Here is a 14,475-nt window from a genome sequence, read left to right as displayed (position 1 = left end):
TTAATTTTCTAACTGATCTAAAAAGCGTTGCCTCGCATTCCTGGCATACGAGAAGGTTTCAAAAAGGCGCCGGCCATCGTTATCCGCCAGCAATTGTTCGATCTTGTCCAGTTCGGTTTTGAGTTGATGCAGCAGCGGAATCAGCTGCTCTTTGTTCGCGGCGCAGATGTCCCTCCACATGGTCGGGTCGCTCGACGCGATCCGGGTAAAGTCGCGGAAACCGCCGGCCGCATACTTGAAGATCTCGCACTGCTCGTCCTGCCGTCCGAGCATATCGACCAGCGCGAACGCAAGCAAATGCGGCAGATGGCTGGTCGCCGCCAGCACCGCATCGTGATGGTCCGCACTCATCACCGAAACCTGTGCGCCCATGCGTTCCCAGAAAACTTGGATTTTATTCAGCGCGGAAGGCTCGGTTTGAGGCAGCGGCGTGACAATCAGGCGCCGGCGCTGGAAAAGGTCGGGCAGAGCCGCTTCGACGCCGCTGTTTTCGGCACCCGCAATCGGATGCGCCGGCACCAGATTGGCCGGCACCGTGCCGAATACGCGCCCGGCGGCGGCGATCACATTGCTCTTGGTGCTGCCAACATCGCTGTAGATGCAGTTGTCGGACCAGTAAGGCTTCAACTGCTCAAAAACCGATTCGATCGCCCCGACAGGGACCGCGATCACGACCCCGTCGGCCTCCCGCAGCGCCGGCCCGATATCGAGAAAATACTCATCGATCACGCCCAGCCGCTTTGCGGTTTCGAGGTTCGGTTTTTCCTGCTCGCGGCCATAGCCGACGATGCATCTGGCCAGGCCCTGACTGCGTGCGGCGCGCGCGACCGACCCGCCGATCAGGCCGACGCCAATGATGCAGAGCCGGTCAAACATCATTCAGACATTCGGTCAGCGCCTGCAGGAACAGATTGTTTTCTTCCGGCGTGCCGATGCTGATGCGAAGATGGTTCGGCATTTCGTAATTCGCCACCGGCCGGACGATCACCCCTTTCCGCAGCAGGGCTTCGTAGACCGGATAGGCCGGCTCGCTGAGGTCGACCGAAACGAAATTGCCGGCCGACGTAATCCAGCCAAGCCCCAGATTTTTGAAGCCCTCGACCAATTGCTTCATACCGAGCGTATTGTTCTTGACCGTATTCTGCAAGTGCTCGACGTCGTCCAGCGCCGCCTCGGCGGCGGCCAGCGCCATCGAATTGTTATTGAACGGCTGTCTGACCCGGTTCAGGATATCGGCCATTTCCGGGCTCGAAAAACAATAGCCCACGCGCAGGCCGGCCAGCCCGTAGGCTTTTGAAAAGGTGCGCATAACCACCAGATTGGGGCATTGCCCAAGCCATTCGACCGCATCCTGTTCGCCCTTGCTGTGCACGAATTCGTAATAGGCCTCATCGAGCACGCAGACGCAGCTCGGCGGCAGCGATTTGACGAAATCTTCCAGATGCGGCTGCGACAGCAGCGTACCGGTCGGATTGTTCGGATTCGCGATGAACACCACGCGCGTCTGCGCGTTGACGCGCTCCCGGATCGCCTGCAGATCGTGCGAATAATGCACGGCCGGCGCGACGATCGACGCGGCCCCGGCGGCCTGGGTCACGATCGGATAGACCGCGAAGGCATGCTGGGAAAACACCGCATTCAGGCCGGGCGCCAGAAATGCCCGCGCGACCAGTTCCAGAATCTCGTTCGAACCGTTGCCGAGCGTGATTTGCGCGGGATCGACGAGGAATTTTTTCGCCAATGCCTTTTTCAGGTTGAAACCGCTGCCGTCGGGATACAGCGCCAACTCGGCCATCGCCTTTTGCATCGCCGCCAAGGCTTTCTTGCTGGGCCCCAGCGGATTTTCGTTCGACGCGAGCTTGACCACGCGCTCGAGCCCCAACTCGCGCTGCAATTCCTCGATCGGTTTGCCGGGCACATAGGGCACCAGTTGCTGAACGCCGGCAACGGCATATTGGTAAAGCGATGATGGAGTGTTCATAGATATCTCGTCTTCTGGTCGCAGCAAGGAAATTCAAAAACTCAAGCGGCACGCAGGGCCGGCAGGCGGAGCGGACGCGCTTCGCTCATACCCTCGTCAAATCATCAAAGTACGGCCTTCGGATAGGAGCCGAGCAGCTTGAGCATGTTCACATTCGCTCTCAGCAGACCCAACGCTTCGGCGACTTTCGGGTCCGCGCCATGCCCGTCGATATCGATGAAAAACACATATTCCCACAGCTCCTGCCGCGACGGGCGGGATTCGATATTCACCATTCCGATACCGAATTTCGCGAACGATTCCAGGGCTTTATACAGCGCGCCCGGCTGGTTGCCGGTCGAAAACACCAGCGAGGTCTTGTCCTTGCCGGTCGGGGCGGAATCCTGTTTGCCGATCACGATGAAGCGGGTCGTATTGTTCGCCTGGTCTTCGATACTGGTTTCAAGTACCGGCAATTGGTAAACCTCGGCAGCCGCCACGCCCGCGATCGCGGCGGCATGCTTGTCCAGCGACGCCAGCCGCGCGGCTTCGGCATTGCTGCTGACCGCTGTCACCTTCACCTGCGGCAGGTGCCGGTCGAGCCAAAGCCGGCACTGCGCCAGCGATTGCTGATGAGAAAAAATCTCGCGAATCTCGGACAGGGAGGCGGCATGGCCCATCAAGTTTTGATGAACCCGGACCTCGACCTCACCGCAGATTCTGAGCGGCGACATCAAGAAGCGGTCCAGCGTGTGGTTGATCACGCCTTCGGTCGAGTTTTCGACCGGCACCACGCCGAAATGGCATTTGTCCAGTTCGACCGCATTGAATACGTCACTGATCGCCGCAACCGGCTGGGTATTTACGGAGGAGCCGAAATGCTTGAACACCGCCTGCTGGGAAAAAGTGCCCTCAGGTCCCAAAAAAGCGACTTCAAGCGGCTTTTCGAGCGCGAGACAGGCGGACATCAGCTCGCGAAAGAAGCGCATCGCGGTCGGGTCCGGGAGCGGCCCCCGATTCAAGTCCTTGATCCTTCTCAGCACCATCGCCTCGCGGTCCGGCCGGTAAAAGGTGCCCTGTTCGCCGTCGGCGATCTTGGCTTTCGCGACCTCTTCGGCGCACTGCGCGCGCCGGTTGATCAGGCGCAGGATCTCGGCATCGATCGCGTCGATTTCGGTTCTGATTTCCGCAAGCGGCCTGACGGACGGGATGGACGACATAAACACTTCGCCTCGCAGTGGCGGCTTAATGCGTTCTTTCGAATTCGGCCATGAATTCGCACAGCGCCTTCACGCCGGCTTCCGGCATCGCATTATAAATGCTCGCACGCATGCCGCCGACCGAACGGTGGCCTTTCAGTTCGAACAGGCCGTTCGCTTCCGCCGCGGCCAGGAACGGCTTGTCGAGCGCGTCGTCGACCAGAATGAACGGCACGTTCATCCGCGAACGGTAAGGCACTTCGACCGGATTCCGGTACAGCGACGATTTGTCGACCAGATCGTAAAGCAGCCGGCTCTTCGCGATATTGCGCTGTTCGATCGCGGCGACGCCGCCCTGCGCCTTCAGCCATTTCAAGACCAGGCCGACCAGATACCAGTTGTAGGTCGCCGGCGTATTCAGCATCGAGCCGTTCTTGGCCTGATCCGCATAATTGAAGACCTGCGGCACGGATTTCGGCGCATGTCCGATCAGATCGTCGCGCACGATCACCACGGTGACGCCGGCCGGTCCCATGTTTTTCTGGGTGCCCGCATAGATCAGACCGAATTTGCCGATGTCGACAGGCCGCGACAGGATGTTCGACGACATGTCGGACACCAGAGTCAACCCCTTGCTATCCGGGATCGACTGGAATTCGACGCCGTGGATCGTTTCGTTCGAGGTATAGTGCAGATAAGCCGCATCCGGGTCGACGCGCCAGCCGGCGACATCGGGGATCGTGGTGAATCGGGTATCTTCGGAACTCGCGCTGAGCACCGCCTCGCAGTAGTTGCCCGCGTCCTTGATGGCCTTTTCGGACCAGGCGCCGGTGTTCACGTAACAGGCCTTGGTCTTGCCGCGCAGCAGATTTTGCGGGATCATCGAAAACTGCGCGGTCGCGCCGCCCTGCAGGAAGAGTACCTTGTAGTTTTCCGGGACCGCCATCAGCTCGCGAAGATCCTGTTCCAGTTCATCGGCGATGATTGAGAAAAACTTGCCGCGATGGCTCATTTCCATCACCGACATGCCGCTGTCGCGCCATTCGAGCATTTCTTCCCGCGCCTGGTTCAGCACTTCTTCCGGCAGCGCCGAAGGGCCGGCGCTAAAATTGTAAACTCGTGACATAATCACTCTTCTCCTGATTCCGCTTCGTTGTCCGCACCGTTCTCCGGTGCGCCTTCTTGTTCGATGTCGTCTTCCTCTTCGCCGCCCAACCCCTCGATCCGGTCGACGCCGATCACTTTTTCCTTTTTGTCCAGACGGATGATCGTGACGCCCTGGGTATTCCGGCTGAGCACCGAAATGCCGTCCACCGGCGTGCGCACCAGCGTGCCGCCGTCGGTGATCAGCATGATTTCGTCGTGCGCGTTGACCAGCACCGCGCCTACGACCGCGCCGTTGCGCGCCGAAGTCTGGATCGCGATCACGCCTTGGCCGCCGCGGTTGTGGCAAGGGAACTCTTCGAGCCGGGTCCGCTTGCCATAGCCGTTTTCGGTGATGTTCAGGACCGTGCCCTCGGTGCCGATGATCAGCGAAATGACCTGTTGGCCTTCCGCCAGGCGCATTCCGCGCACACCGGCCGCATTCCTACCCATCGGCCTGACGTCGGTTTCGTTGAAGCAGACGGCTTTGCCGTCGCTGCTGAACAGCAGGACGTTCTGGCTACCGTCGGTGATCGCGCAGCCGACCAGCCTGTCGCCTTCCTGCAGATCGATCGCAATCTTGCCGCCGGTACGCTGGCGCTCGAACTCGATCAGCGGCGTCTTCTTGACCGTGCCCGCCGTGGTCGCCATGAAAATGTATTTGTTCTCGCTGAACTCCCGGACCGGCAGCATCGCGTTGATCTTTTCGCCCTGCTCCAGAGGCAACAGGTTCACGAACGGCTTGCCGCGCGAGGTGCGGCTGGCGATCGGCAGTTGATAGACTTTCAGCCAATAGGCCTTGCCGAGCGAGGAAAAACACAGGATCGTATCGTGGCTGTTGGCGACGATCAGCTTGTCGACAAAATCTTCCTCCTTGGTCGCGGTCGCCAGCTTGCCGCGGCCGCCGCGCCGCTGCGCCTTGTAATCGCTGAGCGGCTGGGCCTTCACGTAGCCTGCGTGCGACATCGTGACGACCATGTCTTCTTCGGTGATCAGATCCTCTTCGGACAGATCCAGGCGGTCGTGAATGATTTCGGTGCGGCGCTCGTCGCGGTAATTGTCCCGGATCTCGACCAGCTCCTCCCTAACGACCTCCATCAGGCGGATATCGCTACCCAGAATTTCCAGGTATTCGTCGATCCGCCGCAGGAGTTCCTTGTATTCATCGATGATCTTGTCCTGTTCGAGCCCGGTCAGGCGGTGCAGCCGCAAGTCGAGAATCGCCTGCGCCTGCGCCTCGGAAAGACGGTACCTGCCGCCCGCGATCCCGAAGCCGGGCGGCAGGTCTTCCGGACGCGACCGGTCGGCATCGGCGCGTTCGAGCAGCGAAGTCACCAAACCGCTGTTCCAGGTTCTGGCCAGCAAGCCTTCCCTCGCCACCGCAGGGCTCGCCGAGTTCTTGATCAGCTCGATCATCTCGTCGATGTTCGCCAGCGCGACCGCGAGACCTTCCAGGATATGCGCCCGCTCCCGCGCCTTGCGCAGGTTGTAGATCGTCCGGCGGGTGACGATTTCGCGGCGGTGGTCGATGAACGCGTTCAGAATCTCTTTCAGATTCAACAGGTGCGGACGGCCGTCGAGCAGCGCGACCATGTTGATTCCGAACACGCTCTGGAACTGGGTCTGTTTGTACAGATTGTTCAGCACGACCTCGGGCATTTCGCCGCGGCGCAGTTCGATGACCAGACGCATGCCGTCCTTGTCGGACTCGTCGCGGATCGCTGAAATGCCTTCGATCCTGCCTTCCTTGACCAGTTCGGCGATCTTCATCTGCAGGGTCGCCTTGTTGACCTGATAAGGCAGCTCGGTGGCGATAATCGCCTGCCGGTTGCTGTCGCCGATGTCCTCGAAATGGCAGCGCGCGCGCAGGTAGATCTTGCCGCGGCCGGTCGTGTAGGCGCTGTAGATGCCGGAGGCGCCGTTGATGATGCCGGCGGTCGGGAAATCGGGGCCCGGCAGGTGCTCCATCAGTTCGAGGATCGTGGCTTCGGGATGGTCGATCAGCGCCAGGCAGGCGCCGACCGTTTCGTTCAGATTGTGCGGCGGAATATTGGTCGCCATCCCGACCGCGATGCCGGACGACCCGTTGATCAGGAGCGCCGGAATCCGGGTCGGCAGCACTTTCGGCTCGGACTCGGATTCGTCGTAGTTCGGAATGAAATCGACCGTTTCCTTGTCGAGGTCGGCGAGCAGTTCGTGCGAGATTTTCGCCATCCGGACTTCGGTGTAACGCATCGCCGCCGGGGAATCGCCGTCAACCGAACCGAAGTTGCCCTGGCCGTCGATCAGCATGTAGCGCATCGAAAACGGCTGCGCCATCCGCACGATCGTGTCGTAAACCGCGGTGTCGCCGTGCGGGTGGTATTTACCGATCACGTCGCCGACCACACGCGCGGACTTTTTATAGGGCTTGTTCCAGTCGTTGCCGAGCTCGCTCATCGCATACAGCACGCGCCGATGCACCGGCTTCAGGCCGTCCCTGACATCCGGCAAGGCGCGCCCGACGATCACGCTCATCGCGTAATCGAGATAGGACTGGCGCATCTCGTCTTCGAGATTGACAGGAATGATTTCTTTCGCGTAGTTCGACATGGCTGTTTTATTCTAAGCAAAGCCGCTACGCTATCAGCGCTGACCGGCCATTGCTGGTTCCTACACTCCTTCCCAGGCACGCCGGCGATGTGCTGCGGAAAGATCAGGTTGAATCGGTGGTTAACTCAGGCATTGTAGCAAATTTCGCTTTCCGAGTCGAAGTTTATGAACGGTTCAGAGGAAGGCAAGCGGCAGGATACGGGAGGGAAAAACGTAATCCGGCAGGCCCCATTTTTCAGATAATTCCCCGCATCACCCGAACTAGACGAAACCGCCAACTTGTTGGAACGGGCGGATGTTTATTACAGAGGTAACCCGTGAATACGAAATAGAGCTGGGCGGATTCGCCGCCAGGCAATCCGCCTCGCTTTGAAGGCCATTGGCGTTTTGCTGTCGCGAAAACGCCCTACAGTTCTACAGCTCTGAGCCAATACCGTGAATACGAAATAGAAAACCAAAGGCGGGCTCTGGGATATAATGAACGCAACGGGATGCGCGGTCCTGGCAGGCGGCACGGTTACCGGCTTCAATCGCCTGATGCGGCGCGCGCATGCGCATTGGAACTCAACTGAATGCATACCGAGGCCATCGATATGGATTTCGAACGTCGCTTTCATTTCAGCAAATGCTTCCTGAATCCTCCCGAAACCGGGCCGCTGTTGGCCGTCCCCAACGTCAGTGGCAAGGATTACGCGGTTTTTAACCATTCGGCTCGGAACGCCGCGGCCGGAAAGTGGGGGTTGCATCACATGGAGTTGCGGCCCTGGATCGGAAGACGGGCAAAAACCGCTAGAGACAGCCTGCAGCCCCTACCCAAACCGGGGTGGATCCGGCGTTACGCAATGACCGGAGCCTTGCTCGCCGCCTTATGGCCTCCGCTCGCAGAAGCGGAAACGGAAACCGACCGCGCCGGGCGAATAAAAGCGTCATTCGTTCTGAACATCGCGCGTTTCGTTTCCTGGCCGAAGGAAGCCCCCGAACAGCAGGTAACCCCGCTGCTGCTGTGCCTGTATCGAAGCAATCCCTTCGGCGAAGCGATCCGGACCATCGAAGGAAAAATCGTAAACGGGCGTCCCTTACAGATCGGCCTGATCCGGTCGCTGGCACAAAGCGATTCCTGCCGCATCCTGCTGGTCGGGCCGGATGAAATGCGGCACTTCAGCGAAGAGTCCCGGCAAGCCCCGAACCGCCCCCTGCTGACGATCGCCGATCTGACGGACACCGATCTCCCTTCCCCGCATCGGCCCGCCCTGATAACGCTGGTGCGCAACGCGGCGAGGATCGGCTTCGAAATCAATCTGGCCAAGGCGCGCAGGACCGGCCTCCGGATGAGCTCCAATCTGCTCAAACTAGCCAAAATCGTCGGCGACGGAACCTGAAGCTTATGATTATCACAGGCAAAACCTCGCTGAGAAAAAAACTGATGCGCCTGCTGCTGCTGACCAGCAGCTGCGCCCTGCTGTTATCGGTCTTCGGCTTCGCCGTAAACGATCTCCTGTCGTTGCGCCATGCAATGTTCGACAGACTCCGCACCCAGGCCGATATCATCGGCTTCAATACCGTGGCGGCCTTGGCATTCGGCGATCCGGACGCGGCGCTCGATACGCTGTCGAGCCTGAAGAAAGAACCGGATATCGTCGGCGCGGCCCTGTTCTCGGCTCAAGGCCGGCTATTTGCGCATTACACGCGAGAAACCGGAAGCGTTCCGGCCATCGTGCCGGAACAGGATTCGGGAATCGTCAACGGCAATCTGTTCGCCGTTTCGCCGATCGTTTTCGACGGCGATCGCATCGGCAGCGTCATGCTGATCTCGGACCTCAGCGGATGGAAACACCGGCAGTTGCGGGAGCTGGCCATCGGCGCCGGCGTGTTTTCGCTGTCGCTCCTGATTGCCGTACTGTTTTCCAGCCGGCTCCAGCGGCTCGTATCCGAGCCGATCCTGAAACTCGCCCGGACGGCCCGGCGCGTGTCCGAGTCACAGGATTACAGCCTGCGTGCCGAAAAACTGTCCGCCGACGAGATCGGCGCGCTGGTCGACGACTTCAACGGCATGCTGAGCCAGATTCAACTGCGCGACATCGAACTGCAGAAGGCGCGCAACGAGCTGGAAGAAAAGGTGCGCGCGCGCACCCGGGAGCTGACCGAATTGACGCGGCAACTGGAGCACCAAGCCTACCATGATACGCTGACCGGCCTGTCCAACCGCGTCACCTTCGACGACCATCTTCGCCTGGCGGCCAGCCAGGCCAAGCGCGAAGGCCGGCGCATCGCGGTGATGTTCCTCGACCTGGACCGCTTCAAGATTATCAACGATACCTTGGGCCACGCCGTCGGAGACAAGCTTCTAATCCAGGTGGCGCAACGGCTGAAAGCCTGCTTGCGAAGCAGCGACACGCTGGCCCGCCTCGGCGGCGACGAATTTGCGGTGCTGTTGCCGCAGCCCCGCCAGGAAACCGATGCGTCCGAGGTGGCGATGAAAATCACCGCCGCGATCGCCGAGCCGATCCAGGTGGACGGCTACAGCCTGCATGTAACGGCCAGCATCGGAGTCAGCCTGTTCCCGGAGGACGGCAGCCGCGCCGAGACGATCGTCAAGAACGCCGACACCGCCATGTACCGTTCCAAGGACCGCGGCGGCAACCAGTACACTTTCTTTTCGGCCGACATGAACGCCCGCGCCGAACGCCGCCTGGCGCTGGAAACCAAATTAAAACAAGCCATCCGCGAAGGCGGATTGAGCATCCTCTATCAATCCCGGCGCGAGACGGTCAGTCTGGAGATTGTCGGCTTCGAAGCCCTGGTGCGCTGGGACGACCCCGAAGAAGGGCCCATTGCGCCCGCGGAATTCATCCCGCTGGCCGAGGAATGCGGCCTGATTGCCTCGATCGACGAGTGGGTTCTCGAAACCGCCTGCCGCGAAATGCGGCCCTGGTGCACTCAGGCCGACAAGGATATCCGCCTGGCCGTGAACCTGTCTCCCGCGCAGTTTATCCGGGAAGACCTGCACTTGGTGATTTCCGGCATCCTCCGGCGCACGGGCTTTCCGGGCGTCAAACTCGAACTGGAGATTACCGAAAGCCTGTTCGGGCCCGGCAACGCCAACGCCCGGAAAGTCCTGGAATGGGTCAGGGAGCTCGGCATCGAGGTCAGCATCGACGATTTCGGCACCGCCTACTCTTCGCTGAGCCGGCTGAAACAGTTGCCGCTGCACACCCTGAAAATCGACCAATCGTTCGTACGCGACCTGGGCCAGGACCCCGACGACGAAACGCTCGTGCGGACCATCATCGCCATGGCTCACAACCTGAATCTGAAAGTCGTGGCCGAAGGCGTCGAGACCCGGCTCCAGTACGATTACGTCAAGCGCTACGGCTGCGACGCCGTGCAGGGGTTCTTGTTCGGACAGCCGGTCCCCTGCGGGCGGATCGCGCAAATGCTGAACAATCGGGATATCGCGCAGCGGCTGCAATCGCCTCCTTTCGGTAAAGAAAGCTCCGAACCGGAGTGACAACGCGCGCTTTGTCGCTCTGCCGGCTTGCTCCCCTGCCCGAGGAACCTCTGTAGGGTACGCTGTGCGTACCTTGCCCCTCAGGTACGCACGGCGTACCTACAAATGAGGAGCGATCAGCGGCATGCCGGGAGATTATTTTTAGCCACATCCTCGATCAAAGCCGCCTGACAGGCGGGTGTGCACCGCGTGCGGATTTGATAAGCTAAAGGCCGCGCTTCGGCAGCCCCGCCGAAGACGGCAAACGGCGAGCGGCCATGAAACTCAAACAGGACAAAAATTTCGATAAACTGATCGAGCGATTCGAGAAGAAAATCTATGCGACCGCAAAGGGCGACTGGCGCCTCAAGCTGCTGAAAGAGGATCTCGATCCCTTCTACCGCTACCCCGAGCCGCTCACCGTTTGGGACGCCGGCTGCGGCTTCGCGCAAATCAGCGCGGAACTGGCCGAAAAAGGGCACCGGCTGACGCTGTGCGATCTGTCCGAAAAAATGCTGGCCCGCGCCGAACAACTTTTCCTGAGCCAGAGGCTGGAAGCCCAGTTCCACCACCGGGCGGCGCAGGCGCTGGCACCCGAACTGCCCCGCTTCGACTTGGTTCTGTGCCATGCGCTGCTGGAATGGCTGGCGGAGCCGATCCCGACGCTGCAGATCATCGCCGACCGGGTCGCAACGGGAGGCTACCTGTCGTTGCTGTTCTACAACCGGAACGCGATGGTTTACACCAATGCGCTGAAAGGCGGCTGGCGTCTCAGGCACCTGTTGGACGACAGCTATCTCGGCAAGGGCGACAAGCTGACCCCGCCCAATCCGCAATATCCGCACAAAATTCTCGAACAGCTCGAAACGTGGGGATTCAAGATCATGGCGCATACCGGCATTCGGGTATTCCACGACTATCTCGACAAAGAGGCCCTGAAAAACAGCGATCCGGCCGAACTGTTCGAGCTGGAATACCGTTATTGCCGGATGCCCACCTACCGGGACATGGGGCGCTACGTTCACCTGGTGGCGCAGCGCACGCACAATCCGGGATGACCTCTTGGATTACGGGCCGGCCCCCTCTTTGCCGACCTTTTTACCGTGAAAGCTCTTGTAGGGCGGATGCCGACAGGCGATCCGCCGTTACACTCAGCGATCCGTCATCCTGCGGCGGAACCCGGCAGAGCCGGTTCCGCCTTACGGATTACGGATTGGCGTTTTGCTATCGCGAAAACGCCCTACCGCTCTCTCTACGCAGTGATCAGGTTATTATCGATTTAGATATGGATTTCTAAAACTATCGTTTCCTTTCGCCCGCCGAATGCCCTAACCTATCGGTTATCGTTAATCATGGGTCATTTTCCCGCGCGTTTTATTTAGGGCTTGCATACCATGCCATTACAGCAGTTAGTCGAACACTTCAACGACCGATTGGGATTTCACGGCAATTCGCGGCCGTTCGTCTTCAATAACGGCGTCGTTCACGGTTTATTCGGCCCGATTCAGATCGGCAGCCGGCTGTCGCCGGTCCGGGCGACCGAAAATCCGTCGCGGATCGCCGGATACTGCGCTGGACAGGTGCTGACCAACAGTCCGGCGGAACCTTTATACGGAGACGACATCGAGCATTTGCTGAAGCACCCGTTGTCTCCCTCGATCGATACGCTGTCGATCCTGAATTTCGACAGGCTGTCGCGGACCGTCCACATGCTGAATTATCTCTTGCTGCCGGCGCAGTCGGAGACCGACGCCTTGTTTCTGGATGTCGATCCGCGGCATATTCTCGGCGTGAGGGAAAATCACGGCGTCTATTTCGAGGAAATCATCGTCCGCTGCGGACTGGAAACCCGCAACGTGGCGATTACGGTGCCGGTCAGTCCCGCCTATGCGCGTTTTCAGCAGCAGTTGAACCAAGGCCTGGAAAATTACCGGAGCCGCGGCTATCGAATCGCGCTGAAATTCGACTATGCCGCGCTCGGCCGGCAAGCCAACCAGCTCATTCAGGCATTGGAACCGAATTTCGTCAGCCTGTCGGCCAATTCGCTGGACCGGATACGCGAAGCCGGAATGATCGAGAAACTGAGCCAATGGAATGCGCTGGTCCGCTCGATCGGCGGGCAAAGCCTGCTGGCGAACGTGACCCAGATCAAAGGCAGTGCGCTGGCGCAGAACACGGGTTTCGAGCTGGTCGAAGGAGACTTTTACGGCACCCCGTATTTAGGCTGGGAAAAAACCGAGGCGCCGTTATACGCATGATGAAGCGTCCGGGATCGTTGTCGTCGGAAACTGAGCGGGACGGGATTTAGAAGCTGTCTTGCAAAACATCACAAGCATTTTGCAAGGATTAATGTGATCATGGCAATCCGTACCCCGCTTTCAGCGGTGGCGGCGAGGACTTCAAAATCCTTGGCGAAAAGCCGAAACTGTCCAAGCCAGGCAAAAGTCCGCTCCACCCCCCAACGTTCAGGCAACACGGCAAAGCCATCTTTGATGTTCACGGAAATATGCCGCGTCATCTGGAGGGTCATAGGATGTGGTGACGATAGGAACCGCATCAATCGCGAACGATGCCAATCGCAAACGATGCGGTTCGTTCCTCACCACATCCTACGGCCCTGTCTTCAAACGTTACGGACGGAATAAATATCCCGTCCGGCATGCGTTGTAGTTGTAGGGTACGCTGTGCGTACCTTTTCATCCCCAATGGTACGCACAGCGTACCCTACACTTGTGTTTAAAAAACGCCTCCGCCCCGTTGCCGCCCTACGAGAACGCGCGCCGCGGTGAAAACGATCGGGGCAGCATGCCGGAAAATGATTTTTAGCCACATCCTAAGCCAGCGCCACCGCGGCTATCCCGCCGTCGGCGGTTTTTTTCTGGCCGTTCGGCAACATGCCGTATACCGCCAGTTTATGCCGCAACACGTTACGGCTGATGTTCAACAGCTTGGCGGTCTGCACCTGGTTTTCCTCGCAGAACTCGAACGCGGTGCGGATCACCGTTTCCTCGATCAGATCGTATAACTGGGGCGGCGCTTGTTCGCAGAGGCGCAGCAGCGCATTCTCCAAAGAAGTGATCGATATCGCGGGTGTAGCATCGACGGCGCGGACGCCGGACAGCTTGAAATCTTCGGGCCGGAGGCGATTGCCGGGGCAGACCAACAGCGAGCGGTGAATCGCGTTTTCCAGCTCGCGGATGTTGCCCGGCCAGTCGTAGTTCAACAATAACTGCTCGGCGGCAGGCAACAGATTGATCTCGCCGTAGCTCAGACGGTCGCCGTAAATTTTCAGAAAGTGCCGGGCCAGCGGCAGAATATCGCCGGGCCGATCGCGCAGCGGCGACAGATGAATCGTGGCGACATTGAACCGGTAATACAAGTCGGCGCGGAAATGCGAGGCCGCCACCGCTTCCTCCAGATTCACGTTGGTGGCGGCGATGATCCTGACATCCACCGGCACGGCCTGGCGGGAACCGACCCTGACCACCTCGCGCTCCTGCAGAACCCTGAGCAGCTTGGCCTGCAGGCCCAGCGGCAAGTCGCCGACCTCGTCGAGGAACAGGGTACCTTTGTCGGCAATCTTGAACCAGCCGTCCTTGCCCGCCAACGCGCCGGTGAAAGCGCCTTTTTCGTGGCCGAACAATTCGCTTTCGATCAGGTTTTCGCTCAATGCCGCGCAGTTCAAGGCGCCGAAAGTGTTCCGGCTGCGCCGGCTGAGGGAGTGAATGTGGCGGGCGACCAGTTCCTTGCCGGTGCCGGTTTCGCCGATGATCAATACGGTGGCGTCGCTGGGCGCAATCCGTTCGATCTGTTCGAGCAGGCGGCGGGAAACGGGGTCTTCGAAAACCATTGCCGTCGCCCGGAGCGAAAGCGACTGCGAGCGCGACTGCAGTTCGTCAAAAGCCAGTAATGTCATCAGAGTCCCTCTTTAGCTGGAATCGGGGCATGCTCCCGAAAAATGCTTTCATCGATAAAATTTTCATAAAGGGCGAAACGAAACCTCCGGTCGTCCAGTCGTCGTTCAAACCCGTTTTGATTGTATGATAGGGTTTCTGTCGTCTGCTTAAAAACGATATTATTCGAATTACAAATGC

Annotated in this window: 10 protein-coding genes and 1 pseudogene; 4 read left to right on the top strand and 7 right to left on the bottom strand. The window is 59.5% G+C overall.

Translation table 11 applies throughout. The features are described from left to right. The 5 genes from CC94_RS0109350 to gyrA all read right to left on the bottom strand — a co-directional run bounded on the left by CC94_RS0109350 (position 1) and on the right by gyrA (position 6,894). Positions 1-876: a prephenate dehydrogenase gene (locus tag CC94_RS0109350; protein WP_031430596.1), complete on the bottom strand. Its 876-nt coding sequence runs from the start codon at positions 874-876 to the stop codon at positions 1-3. Next, entirely contained in the window at positions 869-1,981 is a 1,113-nt protein-coding gene (hisC, locus tag CC94_RS0109345; protein ID WP_031430594.1) for a histidinol-phosphate transaminase, read from the bottom strand. Before hisC ends, CC94_RS0109350 begins: the two co-directional genes overlap by 8 nt. A gap of 104 nt (positions 1,982-2,085) precedes the next feature. Next, entirely contained in the window at positions 2,086-3,171 is a 1,086-nt protein-coding gene (gene pheA / locus CC94_RS0109340; protein WP_031430593.1) for a prephenate dehydratase, read from the bottom strand. A 34-nt stretch (positions 3,172-3,205) separates the two neighbouring features. After that, positions 3,206-4,285, bottom strand: coding sequence for a 3-phosphoserine/phosphohydroxythreonine transaminase (gene serC, locus CC94_RS0109335; RefSeq protein ID WP_005369190.1), 1,080 nt, complete (start codon positions 4,283-4,285; stop codon positions 3,206-3,208). Positions 4,286-4,287: 2 nt separating this feature from the next. Next, entirely contained in the window at positions 4,288-6,894 is a 2,607-nt protein-coding gene (gene gyrA, locus CC94_RS0109330) for a DNA gyrase subunit A (RefSeq protein ID WP_005369189.1), read from the bottom strand. Between the two features lie 572 nt (positions 6,895-7,466). Between gyrA and CC94_RS0109325 the strand changes: the two genes are divergently transcribed. The 4 genes from CC94_RS0109325 to CC94_RS0109310 all read left to right on the top strand — a co-directional run bounded on the left by CC94_RS0109325 (position 7,467) and on the right by CC94_RS0109310 (position 12,639). Next, positions 7,467-8,273 carry a YfiR family protein gene (locus tag CC94_RS0109325; protein WP_031430591.1) on the top strand — a complete coding sequence of 269 codons (807 nt, stop codon included), beginning with the start codon at positions 7,467-7,469 and terminating at the stop codon, positions 8,271-8,273. Between the two features lie 5 nt (positions 8,274-8,278). Continuing rightward, positions 8,279-10,402, top strand: a complete 2,124-nt coding sequence (locus CC94_RS22280) for a sensor histidine kinase, YfiR-like protein-associated (protein WP_005369187.1) — start codon at positions 8,279-8,281, stop codon at positions 10,400-10,402. A 257-nt stretch (positions 10,403-10,659) separates the two neighbouring features. Continuing rightward, the gene (locus tag CC94_RS0109315; protein ID WP_005369186.1) at positions 10,660-11,439 is read left to right on the top strand and encodes a methyltransferase; all 780 of its coding nucleotides are present in this window, start codon (positions 10,660-10,662) and stop codon (positions 11,437-11,439) included. Between the two features lie 336 nt (positions 11,440-11,775). Beyond that, positions 11,776-12,639 carry a hypothetical protein gene (locus tag CC94_RS0109310; RefSeq protein ID WP_005369185.1) on the top strand — a complete coding sequence of 288 codons (864 nt, stop codon included), beginning with the start codon at positions 11,776-11,778 and terminating at the stop codon, positions 12,637-12,639. Positions 12,640-12,707: 68 nt separating this feature from the next. Here CC94_RS0109310 and CC94_RS0109305 read toward each other — a convergent pair. Both CC94_RS0109305 and CC94_RS0109300 read right to left on the bottom strand, forming a co-directional pair. Then, a pseudogene (locus tag CC94_RS0109305) lies at positions 12,708-12,866 on the bottom strand (transposase); the annotation flags it as partial. A gap of 348 nt (positions 12,867-13,214) precedes the next feature. Continuing rightward, complete coding sequence (locus CC94_RS0109300) at positions 13,215-14,297, bottom strand: sigma-54 interaction domain-containing protein (RefSeq protein ID WP_005369183.1); 1,083 nt, start codon at positions 14,295-14,297, stop codon at positions 13,215-13,217. Positions 14,298-14,475: the final 178 nt, after the last annotated feature.

It is taken from the genome of Methylomicrobium agile (assembly GCF_000733855.1).
GTDB classification, from domain to species: Bacteria; Pseudomonadota; Gammaproteobacteria; order Methylococcales; family Methylomonadaceae; genus Methylomicrobium; species Methylomicrobium agile.
Note: the sequence above shows the minus strand (reverse complement) of the source record. Positions and strands in the feature narration are given on the sequence as shown.

Bases quoted from the DNA above. Each gene is read 5' to 3' on its own strand.
- CC94_RS0109350 (WP_031430596.1), bottom strand. From the start codon at position 876: ATGTTTGACCGGCTCTGCATCATTGGCGTCGGCCTGATCGGCGGGTCG.
- hisC (WP_031430594.1), bottom strand. From the start codon at position 1,981: ATGAACACTCCATCATCGCTTTACCAATATGCCGTTGCCGGCGTTCAG.
- CC94_RS0109310 (WP_005369185.1), top strand. From the start codon at position 11,776: ATGCCATTACAGCAGTTAGTCGAACACTTCAACGACCGATTGGGATTT.
- serC (WP_005369190.1), bottom strand. From the start codon at position 4,285: ATGTCACGAGTTTACAATTTTAGCGCCGGCCCTTCGGCGCTGCCGGAA.
- CC94_RS0109300 (WP_005369183.1), bottom strand. From the start codon at position 14,297: ATGACATTACTGGCTTTTGACGAACTGCAGTCGCGCTCGCAGTCGCTT.
- CC94_RS22280 (WP_005369187.1), top strand. From the start codon at position 8,279: ATGATTATCACAGGCAAAACCTCGCTGAGAAAAAAACTGATGCGCCTG.
- gyrA (WP_005369189.1), bottom strand. From the start codon at position 6,894: ATGTCGAACTACGCGAAAGAAATCATTCCTGTCAATCTCGAAGACGAG.
- CC94_RS0109315 (WP_005369186.1), top strand. From the start codon at position 10,660: ATGAAACTCAAACAGGACAAAAATTTCGATAAACTGATCGAGCGATTC.
- CC94_RS0109325 (WP_031430591.1), top strand. From the start codon at position 7,467: ATGCATACCGAGGCCATCGATATGGATTTCGAACGTCGCTTTCATTTC.